This is a genomic window from Pseudomonas sp. S31 (assembly GCF_016648105.1).
Classification (GTDB): domain Bacteria; phylum Pseudomonadota; class Gammaproteobacteria; order Pseudomonadales; family Pseudomonadaceae; genus Aquipseudomonas.
The window spans coordinates 231,054-253,977 of sequence record NZ_JACVVE010000002.1 but is presented as its reverse complement, the minus strand read 5'-3'; the positions used below and the strand labels follow the sequence as shown (position 1 = coordinate 253,977).

22 protein-coding genes are annotated in these 22,924 nt (G+C 65.1%); 10 read left to right on the top strand and 12 right to left on the bottom strand.

Annotation, left to right across the window (positions count from 1 at the left end):
- Positions 1-350 precede the first annotated feature (350 nt).
- Positions 351-3,098, bottom strand: a complete 2,748-nt coding sequence (gene polA / locus IAE37_RS03570) for a DNA polymerase I (protein ID WP_201169280.1) — start codon at positions 3,096-3,098, stop codon at positions 351-353.
- 74 nt (positions 3,099-3,172) lie between these two features.
- On the opposite strand from polA, the gene IAE37_RS03565 reads away from it, so the two are divergent.
- Together IAE37_RS03565 and IAE37_RS03560 are read left to right on the top strand one after the other, a co-directional pair.
- Positions 3,173-3,460: a DUF2782 domain-containing protein gene (locus IAE37_RS03565; RefSeq protein ID WP_201169277.1), complete on the top strand. Its 288-nt coding sequence runs from the start codon at positions 3,173-3,175 to the stop codon at positions 3,458-3,460.
- A gap of 69 nt (positions 3,461-3,529) precedes the next feature.
- Positions 3,530-4,480, top strand: coding sequence for a homoserine kinase (locus IAE37_RS03560; protein ID WP_201169274.1), 951 nt, complete (start codon positions 3,530-3,532; stop codon positions 4,478-4,480).
- Between the two features lie 93 nt (positions 4,481-4,573).
- Here IAE37_RS03560 and IAE37_RS03555 read toward each other — a convergent pair whose 3' ends face one another.
- A complete protein-coding gene (locus IAE37_RS03555) occupies positions 4,574-5,530 on the bottom strand; it encodes a zinc ABC transporter substrate-binding protein (protein ID WP_201169271.1) in 957 nt (318 codons plus the stop codon).
- A gap of 20 nt (positions 5,531-5,550) precedes the next feature.
- Here IAE37_RS03555 and zur point away from each other — a divergent pair, with 20 nt between their 5' ends.
- The 4 genes from zur (at position 5,551) to IAE37_RS03535 (ending at position 8,418) form a co-directional block, all read left to right on the top strand.
- The gene (gene zur, locus IAE37_RS03550) at positions 5,551-6,036 is read left to right on the top strand and encodes a zinc uptake transcriptional repressor Zur (RefSeq protein WP_201169263.1); all 486 of its coding nucleotides are present in this window, start codon (positions 5,551-5,553) and stop codon (positions 6,034-6,036) included.
- Positions 6,033-6,806, top strand: coding sequence for a zinc ABC transporter ATP-binding protein ZnuC (gene znuC, locus IAE37_RS03545; RefSeq protein ID WP_201169261.1), 774 nt, complete (start codon positions 6,033-6,035; stop codon positions 6,804-6,806). Before zur ends, znuC begins: the two co-directional genes overlap by 4 nt.
- The gene (gene znuB / locus IAE37_RS03540; protein ID WP_201169259.1) at positions 6,799-7,581 is read left to right on the top strand and encodes a zinc ABC transporter permease subunit ZnuB; all 783 of its coding nucleotides are present in this window, start codon (positions 6,799-6,801) and stop codon (positions 7,579-7,581) included. The genes znuC and znuB overlap by 8 nt, the downstream gene beginning before the upstream one ends.
- Before the next feature lie 129 nt (positions 7,582-7,710).
- Positions 7,711-8,418 carry a PA5502 family lipoprotein gene (locus IAE37_RS03535; protein WP_201169256.1) on the top strand — a complete coding sequence of 236 codons (708 nt, stop codon included), beginning with the start codon at positions 7,711-7,713 and terminating at the stop codon, positions 8,416-8,418.
- 77 nt (positions 8,419-8,495) lie between these two features.
- Here IAE37_RS03535 and katE read toward each other — a convergent pair whose 3' ends face one another.
- A complete protein-coding gene (gene katE, locus IAE37_RS03530) occupies positions 8,496-10,640 on the bottom strand; it encodes a catalase HPII (RefSeq protein WP_201169254.1) in 2,145 nt (714 codons plus the stop codon).
- A gap of 225 nt (positions 10,641-10,865) precedes the next feature.
- Here katE and IAE37_RS03525 point away from each other — a divergent pair, with 225 nt between their 5' ends.
- The 3 genes from IAE37_RS03525 to IAE37_RS03515 all read left to right on the top strand — a co-directional run bounded on the left by IAE37_RS03525 (position 10,866) and on the right by IAE37_RS03515 (position 13,379).
- Positions 10,866-11,873, top strand: coding sequence for a methionine ABC transporter ATP-binding protein (locus IAE37_RS03525; protein ID WP_201169252.1), 1,008 nt, complete (start codon positions 10,866-10,868; stop codon positions 11,871-11,873).
- Positions 11,873-12,544, top strand: coding sequence for a methionine ABC transporter permease (locus IAE37_RS03520; RefSeq protein ID WP_201169242.1), 672 nt, complete (start codon positions 11,873-11,875; stop codon positions 12,542-12,544). The genes IAE37_RS03525 and IAE37_RS03520 overlap by 1 nt, the downstream gene beginning before the upstream one ends.
- A 64-nt stretch (positions 12,545-12,608) precedes the next feature.
- Positions 12,609-13,379 (top strand): MetQ/NlpA family ABC transporter substrate-binding protein, encoded by a 771-nt coding sequence (locus IAE37_RS03515; RefSeq protein WP_201169240.1) that lies wholly within the window; start codon positions 12,609-12,611, stop codon positions 13,377-13,379.
- Positions 13,380-13,441: 62 nt separating this feature from the next.
- On the opposite strand, the gene IAE37_RS03510 is transcribed toward IAE37_RS03515, so the two are convergent.
- The 6 genes from IAE37_RS03510 to IAE37_RS03485 all read right to left on the bottom strand — a co-directional run bounded on the left by IAE37_RS03510 (position 13,442) and on the right by IAE37_RS03485 (position 19,545).
- Positions 13,442-15,583, bottom strand: coding sequence for a M48 family metallopeptidase (locus tag IAE37_RS03510; RefSeq protein ID WP_201169239.1), 2,142 nt, complete (start codon positions 15,581-15,583; stop codon positions 13,442-13,444).
- A 75-nt stretch (positions 15,584-15,658) separates the two neighbouring features.
- Positions 15,659-16,291, bottom strand: a complete 633-nt coding sequence (locus tag IAE37_RS03505) for an SCO family protein (protein ID WP_201169228.1) — start codon at positions 16,289-16,291, stop codon at positions 15,659-15,661.
- The gene (cyoE, locus tag IAE37_RS03500) at positions 16,288-17,181 is read right to left on the bottom strand and encodes a heme o synthase (protein ID WP_201169226.1); all 894 of its coding nucleotides are present in this window, start codon (positions 17,179-17,181) and stop codon (positions 16,288-16,290) included. The genes IAE37_RS03505 and cyoE overlap by 4 nt, the downstream gene beginning before the upstream one ends.
- A complete protein-coding gene (locus tag IAE37_RS03495; RefSeq protein ID WP_201169224.1) occupies positions 17,166-18,239 on the bottom strand; it encodes a COX15/CtaA family protein in 1,074 nt (357 codons plus the stop codon). Before IAE37_RS03495 ends, cyoE begins: the two co-directional genes overlap by 16 nt.
- 9 nt (positions 18,240-18,248) lie before the next feature.
- The gene (locus IAE37_RS03490; protein ID WP_201169222.1) at positions 18,249-18,830 is read right to left on the bottom strand and encodes a hypothetical protein; all 582 of its coding nucleotides are present in this window, start codon (positions 18,828-18,830) and stop codon (positions 18,249-18,251) included.
- On the bottom strand, positions 18,799-19,545 hold the full coding sequence (locus tag IAE37_RS03485; RefSeq protein WP_201169220.1) for an SURF1 family protein: 747 nt from the start codon (positions 19,543-19,545) through the stop codon (positions 18,799-18,801). The genes IAE37_RS03490 and IAE37_RS03485 overlap by 32 nt, the downstream gene beginning before the upstream one ends.
- A 63-nt stretch (positions 19,546-19,608) precedes the next feature.
- Between IAE37_RS03485 and IAE37_RS03480 the strand changes: the two genes are divergently transcribed.
- Complete coding sequence (locus IAE37_RS03480; protein ID WP_201169219.1) at positions 19,609-19,812, top strand: twin transmembrane helix small protein; 204 nt, start codon at positions 19,609-19,611, stop codon at positions 19,810-19,812.
- Positions 19,813-19,848: 36 nt separating this feature from the next.
- Here IAE37_RS03480 and IAE37_RS03475 read toward each other — a convergent pair whose 3' ends face one another.
- Genes IAE37_RS03475 through ctaD form a run of 3 tightly spaced genes read right to left on the bottom strand, consistent with a single transcriptional unit; the run spans position 19,849 to position 22,919 of the window.
- Complete coding sequence (locus IAE37_RS03475; protein WP_201169218.1) at positions 19,849-20,736, bottom strand: cytochrome c oxidase subunit 3; 888 nt, start codon at positions 20,734-20,736, stop codon at positions 19,849-19,851.
- Between the two features lie 16 nt (positions 20,737-20,752).
- A complete protein-coding gene (locus IAE37_RS03470) occupies positions 20,753-21,319 on the bottom strand; it encodes a cytochrome c oxidase assembly protein (protein ID WP_201169215.1) in 567 nt (188 codons plus the stop codon).
- A gap of 10 nt (positions 21,320-21,329) precedes the next feature.
- Positions 21,330-22,919 (bottom strand): cytochrome c oxidase subunit I, encoded by a 1,590-nt coding sequence (gene ctaD, locus IAE37_RS03465; RefSeq protein WP_201169212.1) that lies wholly within the window; start codon positions 22,917-22,919, stop codon positions 21,330-21,332.
- Positions 22,920-22,924 lie beyond the last annotated feature (5 nt).

Genomic DNA, 22,924 nt, shown 5'->3' with positions numbered 1-22,924 from the left:
CAGCGCGGTGGATGGCCTGGGCTTTGCCCAGGTTCGCGGGCAAGCCCACAGTGTTCTTCACGAGCTCCGAGTCAAATTCCGGGCAAAAAAAACCCCGGACTTCGTATGGGGAGGGGGAAGTTCGGGGTTCAAGTCCGGACCGCTAGGGCGAGGTCCAGATATCTGCCAACACTTAACACAACATAGGAGCATCGAAAGGCTTCACCAGCCATTCATTAACTCTGAGTGGCGTTTCACCGGTTTAGTTCCTGGGCTCTGGAAACTATTTGCGATAGTTTCATGAAACTTCAGAACTGTCTGACAGGATCCGCAGCACTCGCCACGGATCCTACACAGCTTTGCCCGCTCGATCAGTGAGCTTCGTCCCAATTCGAACCAATGCCTACCTCGACCAGCAGCGGCACATCCAGCTGCGCGGCGCTGCTCATGTGCGTGCGGATTTCATCCTTCACCTGCTCGATCAGGTCTTCGCGCACTTCCAGTACCAGTTCGTCGTGCACCTGCAGGATCACCCGGGCATCCAGGCCGCTGCTGCTCAACCAGTTGTCGACGTTGACCATCGCCCGCTTGATGATATCGGCGGCGGTACCTTGCATCGGCGCGTTGATCGCCGTGCGTTCGGCGCCCTTGCGCAGGGCCGGGTTCTTGGCGTTGATGTCCGGCAGGTACAGGCGACGGCCGAACAGGGTCTCGACGAAGCCTTGCTCGGCGGCCTGGGCACGGGTGCGCTCCATGTAGGCCAGCACGCCTGGGTAGCGGGCGAAGTAGCGGTCGATGTAGTCCTGCGACTGCTTGCGATCGACGCCGATCTGCTTGGCCAGGCCAAACGCGCTCATGCCGTAGATCAGGCCGAAGTTGATAGCCTTGGCGCTACGGCGCTGGTCGGTGGTGACGTCTTCCAGGGCCACGCCGAACACTTCCGCGGCCGTGGCCCGGTGCACGTCGAGGTCGTTGCGGAAGGCATGCAGCAAGCCCTCGTCCTTGGCCAGGTGAGCCATGATGCGCAGTTCGATCTGCGAATAGTCCGCCGCCAACAGCTTGTAGCCGGGGCTGGCGACGAAGGCCTGGCGAATGCGCCGGCCTTCGGCGGTGCGGATCGGGATGTTCTGCAGGTTCGGGTCGCTCGACGACAACCGCCCGGTGGCCGCCACGGCCTGCTGGTAGGAGGTGTGGATACGCCCGGTGCGCGGGTTGATCTGCCCAGGCAGCTTGTCGGTGTAGGTACTCTTGAGCTTGCTCAGGCTGCGGTACTGCATGAGCACCTCGGGCAGCGGATAACCCTGTTCGGCGAGTTCGTCGAGCACCGCCTCGGCGGTGGATGGCTGGCCCTTGGCAGTCTTGCTCAGTACCGGCATGCCCAGCTTGTCATAGAGGATCGAGCCGAGCTGCTTGGGCGAGCCGAGGTTGAATTCCTCGCCGGCCAGCTCGAAGGCGCGGCGCTCCAGCTCGGCCATCTTCACGCCCAGCTCGCCGCTCTGCACCTTGAGCAGCTCGGCATCGACCAACGCGCCCTGGCGTTCGATGCGCGCCAGCACCGGCACCAGCGGCATCTCGATGTCCATCAGTACCGGCTGCACGCTCGGCGTCTGTGCCAGGCGCGCCTGCAACGCCTGGTGCAGGCGCAGGGTGATGTCGGCGTCCTCGGCGGCGTAGGGGCCGGCCTTGTCCAGGTGGATCTGGTTGAAAGTCAGCTGCTTGGCACCCTTGCCGGCGATGTCCTCGAAGGCGATGGTGGCGTGGTCGAGGTACTTCTGCGCCAGGCTGTCCATGTCGTGGCGGGTGGCGGTGGAGTTGTACACGTACGACTCGAGCATGGTGTCGTAGGCCACGCCGCGCATCTCGATGGCCGGCGAGCCGTTGGCGAGGATGTTGATATCGTACTTGGCGTTCTGCCCGACCTTGGCCTTGTTCGGGTCTTCCAGCAGCGGCTTGAGCGCCAGCAGCACGGCCTCGCGGTCCAGCTGGGCCGGGGCGCCTTCATAGTCGTGGCCCAGTGGCACGTAGGCAGCCTCGTGCGGCGCGACCGCGAACGACAGGCCGACCAGCTGCGCCTGCTGGGCATCCAGGCTGGTGGTCTCGGTATCGAAGGCGAACAGCGGCGCCTGGCGGAGCTTTTCCAGCCAGGCGTCGAAATCGGCCTGTTCAAGAATCGTGTGGTACTTCGGCTCGACCTGCGCCGCCGGAGGCTCCACCGCCTCGATGGCCTCGCCAGCCTGGGCCGCGTCACGCTGCACCTCGGCGATCCAGCTCTTGAACTCCATCTCGGTGTACAGCGCCAGCAACGCCTCGCGATCGGGCTCACCGCAGACCAGCGCCTCGACTTCGATGTCCAGCGGCACATCGAGCTTGATGGTGGCCAACTCGTACGACAGGAATGCCGCGTCGCGATGCTCTTCGAGCTTGGCCGGCAGGGTCTTGGCACCACGGATGGCCAGGGACGGGACCTTGTCGAGGTTGGCGTACAGGTCGCTCAAGCCTCCGCCGATGCCGGTCAGCAGGCCGACCGCGGTCTTTTCGCCAACGCCCGGCACGCCGGGAATGTTATCGACCTTGTCACCCATCAGGGCGAGGAAGTCGATGATGTGCTCGGGGCCGACGCCGAACTTCTCGTGCACGCCGGCAACGTCCAGCACGCTGCCGGTCATGGTGTTGACCAGGGTGACGTGGCCGTCCACCAGTTGCGCCATGTCCTTGTCGCCGGTCGAGATGATCACCGGGCGGCCCAAGGCCGCGCTGCTGCGGGCCAGGGTGCCGATCACGTCGTCCGCCTCGACGCCCTCGACACACAGCAACGGGTAGCCCAGGGCCTTGACGCTGGCGTGCAGCGGCTCGACCTGTACCCGCAGGTCGTCCGGCATGCTCGGGCGATTGGCCTTGTACTCGGCGAACATGGCATCGCGGAAGGTGCCACCCTTGGCGTCGAAGACCACGGCGAATAGGCTGTCGGGGTATTGCTTGCGCAGGCTCTTGAGCATGTTCAGCACACCCTTGACCGCGCCGGTCGGCATGCCCTTGGAGGTAGTCAGCGGTGGCAGGGCGTGGAAGGCGCGGTAGAGGTAGGAGGAACCGTCCACCAGGACGAGGGGCGCTTGGCTCATGAGCAGAATCAACCTTTTCGGCGGGTCCGGAGCTAGAATAGCCGGATCAATGACGACAAAGGGACAAGGTTATCATGCGTAGACTCAATCGCCTGTTACTGCTCGGCCTGTTGGCAACCACGCCTGTCGTCGCAATGGCAGCGGATGATGCGCCATCGGCCGATCCCGATGTAACCATCCGCACCGAAGGCGACCGGACCATCCAGGAATACCGCCAGAACGGCTTCCTGTATGCGATCAAGGTCACGCCGAAACATGGCAAGCCTTATTTCCTGGTACGCGCCGATGGCTCCGATGGCAATTTCATTCGATCCGACCAACCGGACATGCTGATTCCGTCCTGGAAGATCTTCGAGTGGTAATCTGACGCGTAACGTTCACATCAACCTGGCACTTCCCGGCGGAAGTGCCCGCATGGGCAACTCTTCATCATGTCAGTCTTCACCCCCGTGACCCGGCCTGAGCTGGAAACCTTTCTGGCGCCGTACGAGCTGGGCCGTCTGCTCGACTTCCAAGGCATTGCCGCCGGCACCGAAAACAGCAACTTCTTCGTCAGCCTCGAACAGGGGGAGTTCGTCCTGACGCTGGTCGAGCGCGGCCCGGTGGAGGACATGCCGTTTTTCATCGACCTGCTGGACGTGCTGCACGACGCCGACATGCCCGTGCCCTACGCCCTGCGTGACCGCGACGGCAACGCCCTGCGCGAGCTGTGCGGCAAGCCGGCGCTGTTGCAGCCACGGCTGTCGGGCAAACACATCAAGGCCCCCAACAACCAGCACTGCGCCCAGGTCGGCGAGCTGCTGGCGCACATCCACCTGGCCACCCGCGAGCGCATCATCGAGCGCCGCACCGACCGCGGCCTGGACTGGATGCTGGCCAGCGGCGCCGAGCTGCTGCCGCACCTCAGCGCCGAGCAGGCCGCGCTGCTGCAGCCAGCGCTCGCCGAGATCGACGCGCACAAGGCGCAGATCCTGGCCTTGCCGCGGGCCAACCTGCACGCCGACCTGTTCCGCGACAACGTGATGTTCGAAGGCACCCACCTGACCGGCGTGATCGACTTCTACAACGCCTGTTCGGGGCCGATGCTGTACGACATCGCCATCACCGTGAACGACTGGTGCCTGGACGAGCACGGCGCCCTCGACCTGCCACGGGCCCAGGCCCTGCTGGCGGCCTACGCGGCGCTGCGGCCGTTCACCGCGGCCGAAGCCGAGCTGTGGCCGGAAATGCTGCGGGTGGCCTGCGTGCGCTTCTGGTTGTCGCGCCTGATCGCGGCAGAATCGTTCGCCGGGATGGATGTGATGATCCATGACCCGCGTGAGTTCGAGGTGCGTCTGGCGCAGCGTCAGCAGGTGGCGTTGCACCTGCCGTTCGCGCTCTGATACCGCGTCGCCTGCTTCGCGGCTAAAGCCGCTCCTACAGGGATAGTGACGCTCTGTAGGAGCGGCTTTAGCCGCGAAAGGGCCGGAACCGCCTTACAACTGTTCCAGGCAACCGGCGAGGTCGCCACCCAGCTTCTCCAGCAACCGCTCATACCCCTTGGCATCCACCGGGTCGGTGCCCCCCAGCGGGTCCAGTTCCGCCAGCCGCACCGGCAACCCGGCAGTCAGGGTTTCGGCCAGGCGCGGGCGGATCGGTGGCTCGCTGAACACACAGGTCTTGCCCACCTCCTGCAGGCGCTTGCGCATCGCAGCCACGTGCTGCGCCCCCGGCTGCACTTCGGAAGCCACGCTGAAAACCCCAGTGTGCTTGAGGCCGTAGGCATCTTCGAAGTAGTCGAACGCCTCGTGGAACACGAAGTAGGGTTTGCCGGCGACACCCGCCACCCGCGCCTTGATGCGTGCATCCAAGGCATCCAGACGCTCGACGAAGGCCGTGCGGTTGGCCATGTAGCGTGCGGCGTTGTCAGGGTCGGTACGCGCAAGGTCGGCAGCCATGGTGTTGGCGATCACCCGGGCATTGGCCGTCGACAACCATAGATGCGCATCCAGACTGCCGGGGCGATGGTCATGATCGTGATCGTCGGCACCGGCCTCGTCATGAGAGTGGCTGTCCTCGGCGAAATGGCGCAGCCTCATGCCCTTGAGCGAGTACACGGCCACCGTCGGCTTGCTGCGCCCGGCCAGCACGCGGACCAGGAAGTTCTCCATATCCGGGCCGACCCAATAGACCAGGTCGGCGTCGGCCACCTTGCGGATGTCCGATGGGCGCAAGGCGTAGTGATGCGGCGACACGCCGGGCGGCAGCAGCACGTCGGGGGTGCCGACACCATCCTGCACCGCTGCGGCGATTTGCTGCAGAGGTTTGATGCTGGTCAGCACGCGCACGTCGGCCTGCGCCGAGCAGGCGATGAAAGCGACAAAAAGCACTAGGAATCGGGACACGTTCATTACTCGAGTCGTCAGAAACAGGTAACATAATAACGTCTCCATCCAGAACCGTCGCTGCCCATATGTCCATCACGCCGCTGGCCAACCGTCCCCACGATCATTCCCATTGCGTGCACAGCGCATTGTCCGAAGCCGATGCCCTGTGCACCCGCCAGGGCCTACGCCTGACCGCACTGCGCCGGCGCGTGCTGGAGCTGGTGTGGCAGAGCCACAAGCCGCTGGGCGCCTACGACATCCTGGCCGTGCTCAGCGAGCAGGACGGCCGCCGCGCCGCCCCCCCCACGGTGTACCGCGCGCTGGACTTCCTCCTGGAAAACGGCCTGGTGCACCGCATCGCCTCGCTCAACGCCTTCATTGGTTGCAGCCACCCGGAGCACGCGCACCAGGGCCAGTTCCTGATCTGCCGCGAATGCCACGTGGCCATCGAGCTGGAACAGCAGAGCATCAGCGATGCCATCGTCAGCAGCGCCCAGGGCGTGGGCTTCAGCGTCGAGACCCAGACGGTCGAGGTGGTCGGCTTGTGCAGCAACTGCCGGAGCGCAGCATGAGCGATGCACTGATCCGCCTCGAGCAGGTCGGCGTCACCTTTGGCGGCGAGGCGGTGCTCGACAGCATCGACCTGTCGGTGGCGCCAGGCCAGATCGTCACCCTGATCGGCCCCAACGGCGCCGGCAAGACCACCCTGGTGCGCGCCGTGCTCGGGCTGTTGAAACCGCACCGTGGCAAGGTGTGGCGCAAACCGAAGCTGCGCATCGGCTACATGCCGCAGAAGATCCAGGTGGATGCGACGCTGCCGCTGTCGGTGCTGCGCTTCTTGCGCCTGGTGCCCGGCGTGGACCGCGCCGCCGCCCTCTCGGCGCTGCAGGAAGTCGGCGCCGAACAGGTCATCGACAGCCCGATCCAGACCATTTCCGGTGGCGAGATGCAGCGTGTGCTGCTGGCCCGTGCGCTGCTGCGCGAGCCGCAACTGCTGGTGCTGGACGAGCCGGTGCAAGGGGTGGACGTGGTCGGCCAGACCGAACTGTACAACCTCATCACGCGCCTGCGCGACCGCCACGGCTGCGGCGTGCTGATGGTCTCCCACGACCTGCACCTGGTGATGAGCACCACCGACCAGGTGGTCTGCCTGAACCGCCACGTGTGCTGCTCGGGCCATCCGGAGCAGGTCAGCGGCGACCCGGCGTTCGTCGAGCTGTTCGGCCAGAACGCCCCGAGCCTGGCCATCTATCACCACCACCACGACCACAGCCACGACCTGCATGGTGCGGTGGTCGCCCCTGGCGCCCATGTTCACGGAGAGCACTGCAAGCATGGCTGATTTTCTTCTATATGCCCTGCTTGCGGGTCTTTCCCTGGCGCTGGTGGCGGGCCCGCTGGGCTCTTTCGTGGTCTGGCGGCGCATGGCCTACTTCGGCGACACCTTGTCGCATGCCGCGCTGCTGGGCGTGGCCATGGGCTTCGCCCTGGACGTCAGCCCGGCGCTGGCGGTGACCGTCGGCTGCCTGCTGCTGGCGATCCTGCTGGTGACCCTGCAACAGCGCCAGCCACTGGCCTCCGATACCCTGCTCGGCATCCTCGCGCCCAGCACCCTGTCCCTAGGCCTGGTGGCGCTGAGCTTCATGCATGACGTGCGCATCGACCTGATGGCCTACCTGTTCGGCGATCTGCTGGCGATCAGCACCACCGACCTGGCCTGGATTCTCGGCGGCAGCGCCCTGGTGCTGGTGCTGCTCGCTGCGCTGTGGCGCCCCTTGCTGGCGGTGACCGTGCACGAGGAGCTGGCGACCGTCGAGGGCCTGCCGGTGGCGGGCCTGCGCCTGGGCCTGATGCTGCTGATCGCGGTGGTCATCGCCGTGGCGATGAAGATCGTCGGGGTGCTGCTGATCACCTCGCTGCTGATCATTCCCGCCGCCACGGCGCAACGCCATGCCCGCTCGCCCGAGCAGATGGCGCTGGGCGCCAGCCTGCTGGGCGTGGTCGCGGTCTGTGGCGGCCTGGCCATGTCCTGGTTCAAGGACACCCCGGCCGGGCCATCGATCGTGGTCTGTGCCGCGGTGCTATTCTTGCTGAGCCTGGCCCTGCCTAAACGGTAGGTATTTCAGGGTGCGCCACGGCGCATCCTGCAACCATTTGGCAGGTAAATGGTCTGTAAGACTTGTTTTCGAGCGTGCGCACCTGGGTGTAGACTTGCTCGCTTTTTGCGCAAATAGAGAGTCGCAGGAATGAAGCCGTTCGCATCCCGTTATCTGCTTGTTGCCGCGTTTTCCCTGTTCCTGGCCGCTTGTTCCAGCGCGCCGGTCGAGCAGGCCACCGCACCTGCCCAAGCCGATGCCTGGCAGCAGCTGCAGCAAAGTATCGCCAGCAACGAGCTGGCCACCGCCGAAGACCAGTTGGCTGCCCTGCAGACGCAGTCGCCCGACGACGCGCGCCTGGAGCAATACCAGCGCCAGCTGGCCGAGGCCTATCTGCAGCGCAGCCAGATCGTGCTGCAGAAGGGTGACGTCAACGCCGCAGCCACCGCCCTGGCCCGCGCCCGCGCGCTGATGCCCCAGGCCCCGGCGGTGACCGGTGGCGATGCCGTGGCCATGGCGCGCAAGGCCGAGCTGGAAAAGGCCGAGGCAGCCTTGAAAGCGGCCGAGGCCAAGCCCGCCGCACGGGTCATTGATCCAACCGCGCCCAGCACCGTGGTGGCGCTGAAAACCACCGATATTGCAGCGATGCGTCGACAACTCGACGAGATCGCCAAAGACGTGGTGAATTATCAGTGTGACGTGGTGTTCCAGGTGCCGCGCACCGAGGACGCGCCTTGGCTCAAGACTTTGCTGCAGAAGCGCGTGCACAAGATCGACAGCGGGTTCGCGTTGAAGCAGAAGCACGAGATCCAGCGCTCGTTGCCGGCTCAGGTGGTACTGATCCCGCATCAGCGTTGATTTTTTCGCGGATTTACCCGCTCCTACAGGATATTCGCTATCCCTGTAGGAGCGGGTTTACCCGCGAATAGGCCCTATCAGGCCGGCACAGCTTCCGCCGCCGCCTCCCGCTCCCACACCCGATGCCCCTCGACCGCCTTGACGAATGCATCCACCGCCTTCTGGTCATCCCCCAGCAGCAAGCCCTTGTCCGCCTTGAGCCCCAGCCCATCGACCAACGCCTTGCCTTCAGCCGCGAAGCCGATAGCCTTGAGGTGCTTGTAGGCCTCGAGCAGGAAGTGCTTGGCCAACCCGCTGCCCGCCAGCGCCTCCAAGGCCTTCTTGCCACCCGGGACGATCACCCCATCGAACATCACCGAAGGCATCCCCTCCATCGAGGCATCGACTGCCAGCGCCTTGCCATCGGCCGTTTTCACCGGCGCCGAGGTCGGCCCCAGCACGAGCATGCGCGCGCTGTGCGCCTCGAGGGCCTTGCGCCAGTGATCGACACTGCCGGCATCCACGCCATCGGCCACCAGCACGGCAATCTTGCGGCCCTTGATGCCGACATCGCCCAGGTGGTTCATCTGGCTCAGGGCCGGCGACTGCTTGAGCTGGCTGCCCTTGACCTTCACGCTGCCAGCCTTGGGCGCCGGCAGGCCGAGGTTGGCCGCCACCGCCGCTGCCAGCTTCAGGTCGATGTTGGCGAGGATCTCGTTCACCTCGCGGGCGCGGATGTGCTCGCGCTCGACCTTGCCCAGCTCGAAGCTGTAGGCCTTGATGATGTGCTGCTGTTCGGTCTCGCTCATGCTCTGGAAGAACAGCCGCGCCTGGGAGAAGTGGTCACCGAACGACTCGCTGCGCTGGCGGATCTTGTGCGCATCGATGCGCTCCTGGTAGCTCTCGAAGCCACCATCCTCGGGGCCGGCGGGTGTTTCCTTCGGCCAACCACCGTCGATGGAGTTCGGCTCGTAGGACGCGCGCCCTTTGTGCAGCACATGCTGGTGCATCGCATCGCGCTGGTTGTTGTGGTTCGGCGCCACCGGCCGGTTGATCGGGATCTGGTGGAAGTTCGGCCCACCGAGGCGGCTGATCTGGGTATCGGTGTAGGAGAACAACCGCCCCTGGAGCAGCGGGTCGTTGGTGAAATCGATGCCCGGCACGATATGCCCCGGGCAGAACGCGACCTGCTCGGTTTCGGCGAAGAAGTTGTCCGGGTTGCGGTTGAGCACCATTTTGCCCAGGGGCGTGACCGGTACCAGCTCTTCGGGAATGATCTTGGTCGGGTCGAGCAGGTCGAAGTCGAACTTGTGTTCATCGGCCTCCGGAACGATCTGCACACCCAGTTCCCATTCCGGGTAATCGCCGGTCTCGATGGCTTCCCAGAGGTCGCGGCGCTGGAAGTCGGTGTCCTTGCCGGCCAGCTTCTGCGCCTCGTCCCACAGCAACGAGTGCACGCCCTGGCGCGGCTTCCAGTGGAACTTGACGAAGCTGGCCACCCCTTCGGCGTTGATCAGGCGGAACGTGTGCACGCCGAAGCCTTCCATCATCCGCAGGCTGCGCGGGATGGCGCGGTCGGACATGGCCCACATCACCATGTGCGCCGACTCCGGCACGAGGGAGACGAAGTCCCAGAAGGTGTCGTGGGCCGAGCCGCCGGTGGGCATTTCATTGTGCGGTTCTGGCTTCACCGCGTGAACGAAGTCGGGGAATTTGATGGCGTCCTGGATGAAGAACACCGGCATGTTGTTGCCGACCAGGTCGAAATTGCCCTCATCGGTGTAGAACTTCACGGCAAAGCCGCGCACGTCGCGCACCGTGTCGCCTGAGCCACGCGGGCCCTGCACGGTGGAGAACCGCACGAACACCGGGGTGATCTTCTCCGGGTCTTGCAGGAAGCCGGCCTTGGTCAGCTCGGCATGCTTGCCGTAGCTCTGGAAGTAGCCATGCGCCCCAGTACCACGGGCATGGACGATGCGTTCGGGTATGCGCTCGTGGTCGAAGTGGGTGATCTTCTCGCGCATGATGAAGTCTTCGAGCAGCGATGGCCCGCGCGCGCCGGCCTTGAGCGTGTTCTGGTTGTCGGCGATGCGCACGCCCTGATTGGTGCGCAGGGCTTGGCCGGTGGCGTCGCTGCGCACGTCTTCCAGGCTCTGCAACTTGGCATTGGTGTTGGCCCGGTCCGGGGTCTGGGTGCCGGCAACTTCGCTGTTTCTGGGCGCGTCCGGTTTCTTGCTGGGCATGATCGGCTCTCCTCGTCAGTCTTCAGGCGTGCCCATTCGGGCTTGTCTTGTAGTGACTGGAAGGCTTCGTCGAGCGTTCAATCGAGTTTACCGGTTGTCGCGTTATGCCCGCCGAATTGGTGCATTACGAAATTAATGCTAAGAACAGCTATGGGAAAACGCTAAAATGCGCCGCTCCCAGCTAACCGCTGACCCAAATTCCATGCGCCCCACAAGGTTCGCTACGTGATCGAGTTCCAACAAGTGCACAAGACCTACCGCGTCGCCGGTAGGGAAATCCCAGCCCTCAACCCGACCAGCCTGACCATCGAAGACGGTCAGGTGTTCGGCCTGATCGGCCATTCCGGCGCCGGCAAGAGCACCATGCTGCGCCTGATCAACCGCCTGGAAGAGCCTTCCGGCGGCAAGATCATCATCGACGGCGAGGACGTGACCGCGTACAACGCCGCCCAGTTGCGCGGCCTGCGCCAACAGGTCGGGATGATCTTCCAGCATTTCAACCTGCTGGCCTCCAAGACCGTTGCCGACAACGTCGCACTGCCGCTGACCCTGGCCGGCGAGCTGTCGCGCAGCCAGATCGACCAGCGCGTCACCGAGCTGCTGGCCCGCGTGGGCCTGCAGGACCACGCCCGCAAGTACCCGGCGCAGTTGTCCGGCGGCCAGAAGCAGCGCGTGGGCATCGCCCGCGCCCTGTCCACCAACCCGAAGATCCTGCTGTGCGACGAAGCCACCAGCGCCCTCGACCCGCAAACCACTGCCTCGGTGCTGCAACTGCTGGCCGAAATCAATCGCGAACTGAAGCTGACCATCGTCCTGATCACCCATGAAATGGACGTGATCCGCCGGGTCTGCGACCGCGTGGCGGTAATGGATGCCGGGCAGATCGTCGAGCAGGGCTCGGTGGCCGAGGTGTTCCTGCACCCGCAGCACCCGACCACCAAGCGCTTCGTGCAGGAGGACGAGCAGGTCGACGAAGGCGAACAGCGTGACGACTTCGCCCACGTACCGGGGCGCATCGTGCGCCTGACCTTCCAGGGCGAAGCCACCTACGCGCCGCTGCTGGGTACCGTGGCCCGCGAGACCGGCGTCGACTACAGCATCCTCGCCGGGCGCATCGACCGCATCAAGGACGTGCCCTATGGGCAGCTGACCCTGGCCGTCACCGGCGGCGACATGGAAGCGGCCTTCGCCCGCTTCACGGCAGCTGACGTACATATGGAGGTACTGCGTTGATGGACGCCCTGAATTTCTTCGCCAACGTCGACTGGGCCGAAATCTGGCTGGCCAGCGTCGACACCATGATCATGCTGTTCGGCTCGCTGTTCTTCACCGTGTTGCTGGGCCTGCCGCTGGGCGTGTTGCTGTTCCTCTGCGGCCCGCGGCAGATGTTCGAGCAGAAGGGCGTTTACGCGCTGCTGTCGCTGGTGGTCAACATCCTGCGTTCGCTGCCGTTCATCATCCTGCTGATCGTGATGATCCCGATCACCGTGCTGATCACCGGCACCTCGCTGGGCGTCGCCGGTGCCATTCCACCGCTGGTGGTGGGCGCCACGCCATTCTTCGCGCGTCTGGTGGAAACTGCCCTGCGTGAAGTGGACCGCGGCATCATCGAGGCGACCCAGTCGATGGGCGCCACCACCCGCCAGATCATCACCAACGCGCTGCTGCCGGAAGCCCGTCCGGGCATCTTCGCGGCCATCACCGTCACCGCCATCACCCTGGTCTCCTACACTGCCATGGCCGGCGTGGTCGGTGCCGGCGGCCTCGGCGACCTGGCGATCCGCTTCGGCTACCAGCGCTTCCAGACCGACGTGATGATCGTCACCGTGGTGCTGCTGCTGATTCTGGTTCAAGTCCTGCAGAGCGTGGGCGACAAACTGGTCGTGCATTTTTCCCGTAAGTAACCCCAATGGGGTCGGCCCGGCCGGCCCGTTCGGGGGCCGTCGCGGCCCTCACAAGGAGTGATCAATGAAGAAGCTGCTTGCTGTCGTCGCCGCTGTCGCGGCCTTCTCGGCGCATGCCGAAACCCTCACCGTCGCCGCCACCCCGGTGCCCCACGCCGAAATCCTCAACTTCGTCAAACCGCAACTGGCGAAGGAAGGTGTCGAGCTGAAGGTCAAGGAATTCACCGACTACATCCAGCCCAACGTGCAGGTGGCCGAGAAGCGCCTGGACGCCAACTTCTTCCAGCACCAGCCGTACCTGGATGAATTCAACAAGGCCAAGGGTACCGACCTGAAAAGCGTGGTCGGCGTGCACCTGGAGCCCCTGGGCGCCTACTCGAGCAAGTACAAGACGCTCAACGAGCTGCCAGATGGCGCCACCGTGGTCATCCCCAACGACGCCACCAACGGCGGCCGTGCCCTGCTGCTGCTGGACAAGGCCGGCGTGATCGCGCTCAAGGACAACAAGAACATCCTGTCCACCGTGAAAGACATCACCGGTAACGACAAGAAGCTCAAGTTCCGCGAACTGGAAGCCGCGACCATCCCGCGCGTGCTGACCCAGGTCGACCTGGCGCTGATCAACACCAACTACGCGCTGGAAGCCAAGCTGAACCCCGAAAAAGACGCCCTGGTCATCGAAGGCAGCGACTCGCCGTACGTCAACATCCTGGTGGCCCGCCCAGACAACATGGGCTCCGATGCCATGAACAAGCTCAAGGCGGCCCTGCACTCGCCCGAGGTCAAGCAGTTCATCATGGAGAAGTACAAGGGCGCGGTGGTTCCAGCGTTCTGAGGCAACAGGAGCGGCCCTTCGCGGCGCAAGGCCGCTCCTACACACAGGCCATGTATTGCTTATCACTCGTCCAAGGCCTGCAGGGCCTGGCGCGCATGGCCGCCTTCCAGGTAACGCCCTATCAGCAACGACAGCTGCCCGCCATTCAAGGCCTTGCCATCGACGCTCCAGCGGCCCAACGCCAGGGTCACCTGCCGGGTCCGCGCATCGAACTTGGCATCGGGCTCCCAGAACCTGCGCTTGTGGAACATCGGTAACGGCGCATCCTCGGCCAGCTGCAACACCACCGCCAGACCCGGCGAGACCTTGACCTGGTATTGATCGAAGCAATGCAGCGCGATCGGCTCCGGGGCATTGGCAAAGCGCACCGTGTCGCGTGTCAGCACCAGCGCGGGAGTGGCCGCACGCTTGATGAAGCGCCAGCCGAACACGCCCAGCATGACCCCAGTGACGGCAATGGCTGCGGCCAGCACGCGGAAGAAGGTGATCAACCCAGGCTTGGCGCCGTGCACGTCCACGCCCATAAGCAGCCATGCCGCAGCGACCATGCAGCCGAACGCCACCACCAGCAGAAACCGCCCGCGCAGCTGCGCACCCTCACGCACGATGCTTTCGCTCGGCACAGCCTGGGCACGCTCTTCCAGCTCGCGGCGGATATCCTCGCGCTGGCGCGCCAGGAAGTCGCCAAGGGCGGTCGTCAGCCTGCGCGACAACCCTGGCAGGTCCGGGACATCCTCGGCCAGGCGGGCCAGCGCCTGTTCGACCAGCACTGGCCTCAGCGCCTGGCCTTGGCGCGCATCTTCGGCGGACATGCCCAGTGCCTGGATGCGCTGCAAGGTCGGCGGGTGGGTATCGGTGGGGTGGGGCAGTTCATCCGCCAGCTCGGCGTCCGGCAGCACGATAGGCTGCTGCGCCAGATGGTTCAGCACCGCGCCCAGCAAGTCTTGCGGCCACAGTTCCGGCTGGCCGCACAGGTGCCGATGGTGTTCATCGATCAACGGCTCCAGCGCACCGATCCGCACCAGCGAATCGACCACCGCCTGCGGGCCGTCGATCCGTGCGCCTGCGGCATCGGCCAGCAGTTCGCGCTCGCGGCTCCAGTGGCTGACGGCATGGTCGAAACGCTGCATCGAATAGACCGCCAGCGCGAAGGCCGGCAAGGTCAGCAAGCCGCGCAGGAAACCGGCCTCCATGTGTTCGCCAAGCACGCCGATGCTGCGCCAAACACCTTGGTAGATGGGGGCGAAACGCATGCTGTAGGCAGTGTCCTCGCCCGAGAAGTGCGCCAGCTCATGGGCAATCACCGCATCGCTTTCTCGGCGGCTGAGCACCGCCAGCAACGGCAAGGGCAAGTACAAGGTACGCCCCTGCAGGCGACGCTCCTCCGGCTGCAGCAGGACATCGGCCGAGGTCACGTAGAAGCCTTCGAGGCAACCGACCACGATGTTGTCCGGCTCCAGTGCATCGAGCCGTCGCGCCAGCGAGCGCACCCGGGCCCACAACGCAGGCGCCTGCTGCTCGGTCAGCGGCGTGCCGAAGACGTCGTGGGGTTCGGGCTTGAACAGCTGCAGCATGGTTTTCAGGTGCCCAGGCAGGCGGTACAACGGCCAGAGCATCGCCAGCATCAACAAGCCGACCAGCAGTTGCAGCTTGAGCACCCCGGCCGAAGTCTGTTTCAGGGCGAACAGCCAGAGCGCCTCGTAGCCGATTTCCAGCACGGCGGTCAGGGTCAGCAGCAGCATCAGCGCAGCCAGCACCAGTGGCAACAACTGCCGCACCCGGTGGAACAAGCGCACCAGCCGGGCCCGTGAGGCTAGCGCGGCCTTGCCAGCCCAGTGCAGGGTCACCAGGGAAGCGATGCCCAGCAGCGTGAGCAGGGCCGCCAGGGGCTGCGACCACTGCGCCAGCACGGAACCGATGCGGGCGAAGGTCAGCTCACGCTCGGTCTCGTTCAGGCGCAGCACCGCCATGCTGTTGGCCATGTAGGGGTTGACCAAGCGGCCGTTGAACTGCACGTCACGATGGTCGCGCACGCGCTGCATCTCTTCCACCTGGGCGATGAAGACGTGCAGTTGGCCGCGATCCTCCAGCAGCAGGGTGCGGTGCTCATCGGCGCGATGGCCCTGCCAGAGGGCCATGGCCCAGAGCAGCAGCGGCAGCACTACCAGCCGCCAGGCAAGAATGCGCGTGTCGCGCGAGGTCATATCAGGCTCTCCATGCCAATGCTCGAAGGCGGTCATCCTAACCGACAGGGGAGTGCTTCGAAAGCGCGGCCCGGCTCAGTCGCGCTTGACCAGCCCGGGCAACTGCGCCACCAGCTTCTGGTTGTTGAACGGCGCGCGAATGAAGCCGCGCTGGCGTCCATCCGGGCCGACGATCGCCAGGTTGCCGCTGTGATCCACGGTGTAGCCCGGCTTGCTGGTGTCGGCCGGGATGAACGGGATGCTCAGGGCATTGGCGAGTTTCTGGGTGTCCTCGATCGACCCCGCCACGCCGACGAAGTCCTTGTCGAAGTAGCCCAGGTACTGCTTGAGCTGGTTCGGCGTGTCACGGTTCGGGTCCACGCTCACCAGCACCACCTGCAGGTGCTCCACCGCCTCCTTGGGCAGCTCGCTCTTGACCTGGCGCAACTGGGCGAGGGTAGTCGGGCAGATGTCCGGGCAGTAGGTGTAGCCGAAGAACAGCAACGACCACTTGCCCTGGAGGTCGTCCATCTGCACTGGCTGGCCGTCCTGGTTGGTCATGGTAACGTCTGCCACCGTGCGGCTCTGTGGCAGCAGGATGATGCCGGCGTCGATCAGCTCGGCGGGGTTGGGCTGGTTGCGCTCGTTCAGCACCTTGTTGACGGTCAGGCCGATGATCAACGCGACCAGGGCAACGAGGATGAAGACGGTTTTCTGGGTTCGGGTCATAGGCTCAGCAACAGGTAGTGGTCAACGAGCAAGGCGGTGAACAGCGCGAACAGGTAGCCGATAGAGTACTTGAACGTGCCGATCGCCGCATGCGGCCGGCTGCCACGGTACAACACCCAGGCCCAATGCAGGAAGCGCAGGCCCAGGGCCAGGGCGCAGACCAGGTACAGCGGGCCGCTCATGTGGATGGCGTACGGCAACAGGCTCACCGCCAGCAGGATCAGGCTGTACAGCAGGATGTGCAGGCGCGTGTAGCGCTCGCCGTGGGTCACCGGCAGCATGGGAATGTCGGCCTTGGCGTACTCGGCCTTGCGGTGGATGGCCAGCGCCCAGAAGTGCGGCGGCGTCCAGGCGAAGATGATCAGCACCAGCAGCAGTGGCTCGGCACCGACGTGACCCGTGACCGCCACCCAGCCGAGCAGCGGCGGGGCAGCGCCGGCCAGGCCGCCGATGACGATGTTCTGCGGCGTGGCACGCTTGAGAAAGCCGGTGTAGAGCACCGCGTAGCCGAGCAGCGAGGCCAGGGTCAGCCAGGCGGTGAGGGCGTTGGTGAAGATCAGCAGCAAGGCCATGCCCGCCAAGGCCAGGGCCAGGGCGAACAACAACGCTGGCAGTGGCTCGACCCGGCCCTGGGCCAACGGGCGCTGGTTGGTGCGCGCCATCAGCGCGTCGATGCGCCGGTCCAGCACATGGTTGACCGCCGCCGCGCCGCCCGCGCACAGGCCGATGCCGAGGTTGCCGAACAGCAGCACGCTGGCACTCACGGTGGTCTGGCTGGCCAGCAGCATGCCCACCAGCGAGGTGATCAGCATCAGCACCACCACCTTGGGCTTGGTCAGCTCCAGGTAGTCGCGCCAGCCTGCCCGCCGAACGTCTAGAAGCGTCGCCATGCCGAATGCCTCACAGGCTGCGCCACGCCGGCGCCGATCACTGGCGTCAGGCGCCAGCCTTGGCCGACACGGACCTTGTCGACCACACGGATGCGGTAGTTCACTAGCACCATGCACAGCAGCAGCATCGCCCCCCCGGCGTTGTGCGCCACGGCCACCGCCACAGGCAGGTGGAACAGCACGTTGCTGATGCCCAGGCCCACCTGCAAGGCCAGCGCCAGCAGCACCAGACGCGCCAGGCCGGCAAGGCCGCAGCGGTACAGTTTCCAGCTGAGCAGCAGCAGCACTGCGGTGACCAGCAGCGCACCCAGGCGGTGGCTGATGTGGATCGCCGTGCGCGCATCGCTGTCCAACTGCCCGCCGAGGTAGTTGGGGCCGACATGCTGAGTCAGATGGAAGCCGTTGCTGAAGTCCGCCGCCGGCCACCACTGGCCATGGCAGGTGGGCAGGTCGATGCAGGCGACCGCCGCGTAGTTGGCGCTGACCCAGCCGCCCAGGGCGATCTGCCCGACCACCACCAGCAAGGCCAGGGCCGCGATCCGGCGCAGGCTCAGGGGCAGCTTCGGCAACGGCGCAAAGGCCCGCGACAGACGCAGCGACAGCAGCATCAGCAGGCTCAGGGTGGTGAAGCCGCCAAGCAGGTGCGCGGTGACCACCTGTGGCCACAGCTTCAAGGTCACCGTCCACATGCCGAAGGCCGCCTGCGCCAGCACAACACCCAACAACAGCACGGGCAAGCGATAGGGCTGGCCATCGCGGGCATGCCGACGCAGCGCCTGCACGGCGAGCAGGGCGATCACCACGGCGAGGGTGCCGGCGAAGTAGCGGTGGACCATCTCGGCCCAGCCCTTGGCGGCTTCCACCGGGTGGTCGGGGAAGTGCAGCTCGGCGTGGGCCAGCTGCGCTTCGCCCTTGGGCACGCCAATGAAGCCATAGCAGCCCGGCCAGTCGGGGCAACCCAGGCCGGCGTGGGTCAGGCGGGTATAGGCACCGAGCAGGACGACCAGCAGTGCCAGCAAGGTGGCGAACACAGCAAGGCGAAATCCGGGTCTGGCCATGGCAGGCTCCTAGCCGATGTTGGACAGCTTGAGCAGGTGGCGCAGGTCGTCGAGCACATGCTTGCCGTCGACCTTGGTGTCGTAGCGCAGCACCAGGTTGCCGTGCGGGTCGACGATCCACAGCTGCGGGCCGGCTTCGCCGACTTTCTGCCGGTAGCGCGCGGCGTCGAGGGGGTAACGCTGCAATTGCGGGTATTCGCGGTCGAGCAGCGCCTGGTAGGTGCCGTCCAGTGCCTGGGCGGTCGCCAGCGCGTGGCTGGCGCGGGTGGCATCGCGGCCCAGGCCAACCTGGATCTGCCGCGCCAGGTAGACCAGGCGCTGACAGTCCTCGGTGCAGGCCTGGGGTGTGCTGACCAGCAGTTGCCAGCGCCCGTCCTCGCCGGCGATGCCGAGGTCGGCGCGGCTTTCGCCGTTGCCGATCATCGCGCCGTGGTAGCTGCGGCCTTCCGGCACCCAGAACTTGAGCTTGTACATGCAGGTGGCGAGGACCATCGGCCCGAGCACCACCAGGAGAATCAGGATCAGTTGCAAACGCCCGCGGGCTCTGGGCTTGCTACGTTCAGGCACTTCCAGCGGAGTGGCGACGGCCATGGGCTTTCTCCTTCTTCTTGCTCTTGTGATGCCAGCCGAAATACAGGTAGAGCAGCACCAGGGCGGTGGCCAAGGCAAACCACTGCACGGCGTAGCCCAGGTGTTTTTCCGGGCCCATGGCCACTACCGGCCAGTCCAGGCGGTAGCTGGCCGGGCCGGGCGCCAGGCGCAATTCATGGCTGAACCCTTCGCGCGCCAGCTGTTGCCACAACTGCCCGGCGTCGACTGCGGTCAACAGGTGCGGCCACTGGCCTCCGACCGGGTCGGGGTGCAACTGGAAGGTCCTGCCCGGCGCCACGTACACCGAGGCCTCCAGCGCCAGGGCCTGGTCCGGGGTGGTGAAACGCACCGGCACGCGGCGATCGGGCCACGCCAGCCAGCCGCGGTTGACCAGCAGCCACAGGCCGCTGGCCTGGTCATGGAACGGCTGCAGCAGCTCGACTCCGGCCTGGCCATCGCGCATGCGGTTGTCGAGCAACAGGCTGTGCTCGGCGTCGAACCGGCCATATAGATGCACGCGGCGATAGGCGTTGTCTTCACCCTGTAGCAACTGGCTGGTGGCGATGGGCGCATCCAGCTGGCGCTCGGCGTAGCTGGCCAGCAACAGGCGCTTTTCGTCAGCGCGACCGAGCTGCCAGCAGCCCAGCGCGATCAGCCCCGGCAGCAGCGCGAGCACCACCAGGGTGGGTATCCAGCCAGGGCGAAAGGGCCTCATCGGAGCCTCGCCAGGTCGACCGCTATACTTATCCACATCACTGCATCCCCCCGGAGTAGCGCCATGCTCAAGGCCGCGATTGTCCTGATGCTGTTGGCCACGATTGCCAGCCTGTTCAGTGGCCTGGTGTTCCTGGTCAAGGACGACGAACACTCGACCCGCCTGCTGAAAGCCCTGACCGTGCGCGTGGCCCTGGCCGCGGTGACCGTCGGCCTGGTGGCCTGGGGCTTCATCAGCGGTCAGCTGGTGTCGCACGCGCCCTTCTGACAGTTTCATCTGACCCTGTAGGAGCGGGTTCTCTGTTCACAGCACATACACAAAGATGAACAGCCCCACCCAAACCACATCGACGAAGTGCCAGTACCAGCTGGCCGCCTCGAAGCCGAAGTGCTTGTCGGGGTTGAAGTGCCCGCGCAGGATGCGCACGAACATGACGATCAGGATGATCGTGCCCAGGGTCACGTGGGCGCCGTGGAAGCCCGTGAGCATGAAGAAGGTCGCGCCGTAGATCCCCGAGCCGAGCGTCAGCCCCAGTTGGGTATAGGCCTCGTGGTACTCGTAGGCCTGCAGGGCGATGAAGCTGGCACCCAGCAGGATGGTCAGGCCCAGCCACAGCTTCAGCGCGCCACGGTGCTCGCGGCGCAGGGCATGGTGGGCGATGGTGATGGTCACGCTGGAGCTGACCAGCAGGATGGTGTTGATCAGCGGCAGGTGCCAGGGGTCGATCACCTCCTTGGGTGGTGGGAACAGTTTCGGGTCGGGGGTGTGCAGCAGCGGCCAGGTGAACTCGAAGCTCGGCCACAACATGTGCGCAACGCCTTTCGCGCCTTCACCCCCCAGCCACGGCCCGGCCAGCACACGCACATAGAACAGCGCGCCGAAGAAGGCCAGGAAGAACATCACCTCGGAAAAGATGAACCAGCTCATGCCCCAGCGGAACGAGCGGTCCAGCTGTGGGCTGTACAGCCCCGCGCGGCTCTCCCTGACCACCGCGCCAAACCAGCCGAACAGCATGTAGGCCAGAAACAACGCGCCGATGAAGAAGATCAGCGGCCCGTGGGAATCCGGGTGCCCGGCCTTGAGGTCGTTGAACCAGGTGCCCAGGCCGAACACCGTGATGAGCATGCCCAGGGTGGCGATGATCGGCCACTTGCTCTGCGCCGGGACATAGTAGTGGTCATGACGTGCCATTGCCGTTCTCCTTCCCTCAGCGGGCGCCCTGGGCGTTGGCTACCGTGGCATGGGCCACCGGTGGATGACGCGCAGTGATGTCGAACAAGGTGTAGGCCAGTGTCAGGTGCTTCACGTTGGCCGGCAGGTCGCGGTCGACGATGAAGCGCACTGGCATCTCGATACGTTCGCCGGGCTGCAGCACCTGCTGGGTAAAGCAGAAGCACTCGGTCTTGTGGAAATACGCCGCCGCCTCGGCCGGGGTGATGCTCGGGATGGCCTGGGCGCTCATCGGCTTGTCGGTGGGGTTGTGGGCAATGAAGATCATCTGGTTGACCGCACCTGGGTTGACCTCGATCTGGTCGGCGGTGGAGTAGAAGTCCCAGACCATGTCGCTGGCGTTGGTCGACATGAACTGCACCCGCACCGAACGGGTCTTGTCGCTGACCTGGCTGCCCTCGTACTGCCCACCGGTCTTGCCGTTGATGCCGAAGGCTTTGCACATCACGTCATAGATCGGCACCAGGGCGAAGCCGAAGGCGAACATCACCACCGTCAGCATCAGCAAGCGCAGGACCAGGCGTTTGAGCGGCAGGCCGGACATGGGCGGTTTCCTATTTCACTTCCGGAGGCGTCTGGAAGGTGTGATAGGGCGCCGGCGAGGGGATCTCCCACTCCAGACCCTCGGCCCCATCCCACGGCTTGGCCGGTGCCGGCGCGCCGCCGCGGATGCACTTGATGACGATGAACAGGAAGAAGATCTGGGTGGTGCCGAACAGGAAGGCGCCGATCGAGGACACCATGTTGAAGTCGGCGAACTGCAGGTTATAGTCGGGAATCCGCCTCGGCATGCCGGCCAGGCCGACGAAATGCATGGGGAAGAAGGCCATGTTCATGCCGATGAACGACAGCCAGAAGTGCAGCTTGCCGAGCGTTTCGTCGTACATGTGGCCGGTCCATTTCGGCAGCCAGTAGTACGCCGAGGCGAAGATGCCGAAGATCGCCCCAGGCACCAGCACGTAGTGGAAATGCGCCACCACGAAGTAGGTATCGTGGTATTGGAAGTCCGCCGGGGCGATGGCCAGCATCAGCCCGGAGAAACCGCCAATGGTGAACAGGATGACGAAGGCGATGGCGAACAGCATCGGCGTCTCGAAGGTCAGCGAGCCTTCCCACATGGTGCTCACCCAGTTGAACACCTTGACCCCGGTAGGCACGGCGATGAGCATGGTGGCGTACATGAAGAACAGCTCGCCGACCACCGGGATGCCGACCACGAACATGTGGTGGGCCCAGACGATGAACGACAGGAAGGCGATCGCCCCGGTGGCATAGACCATCGAGGTGTAGCCGAACAGCGGCTTGCGCGAGAAGGCCGGGATGATCGAGCTGACCGCCCCGAACGCCGGCAGGATCATGATGTACACCTCGGGGTGGCCGAAGAACCAGAACACGTGCTGGAACAGCACCGGGTCGCCGCCACCCGCAGCGCTGAAGAAGCTGGTGCCGAAGTGGATGTCCATCAGCATCATGGTCACCACCCCGGCCAGCACCGGCATCACCGCGATCAGCAGGAACGCGGTGATCAGCCAGGTCCAGACGAACAGCGGCATCTTCATCAGGGTCATGCCCGGGGCACGCAGGTTGAGGATGGTGGCGATCACGTTGATCGCGCCCATGATCGAGCTGATGCCCATCAGGTGGATGGCGAAGATGAAGAAGGTCACGCTGGCCGGCGCATAGGTGGTCGACAGCGGGGCGTAAAAGGTCCACCCGAAGTTGGGCCCGCCGCCGGGGCTGAACAAGGTCGAGACCAGCAACAGGAACGCTGCCGGCAACAGCCAGAAGCTGAAGTTGTTCATCCGCGGCAAGGCCATGTCGGGGGCGCCGATCATCAGTGGGATCATCCAGTTGGCCAGGCCGACGAAGGCCGGCATCACGGCACCGAACACCATGATCAGCCCGTGCATGGTGGTCATCTGGTTGAAGAACGCCGGCTCGACGATCTGCAGCCCAGGCTGGAACAGTTCGGCACGGATCACCATGGCGAACGAACCGCCGAGCAGGAACATCGTGAAGCTGAACCACAGGTACATCGTGCCGATGTCCTTGTGGTTGGTGGTCAGCACCCAGCGCATCAGGCCCTTGGCCGGGCCGTGGGCATGCTCATGGCCTTGGGCGTGGTCGTCGATCACTGCACTCATGTCCT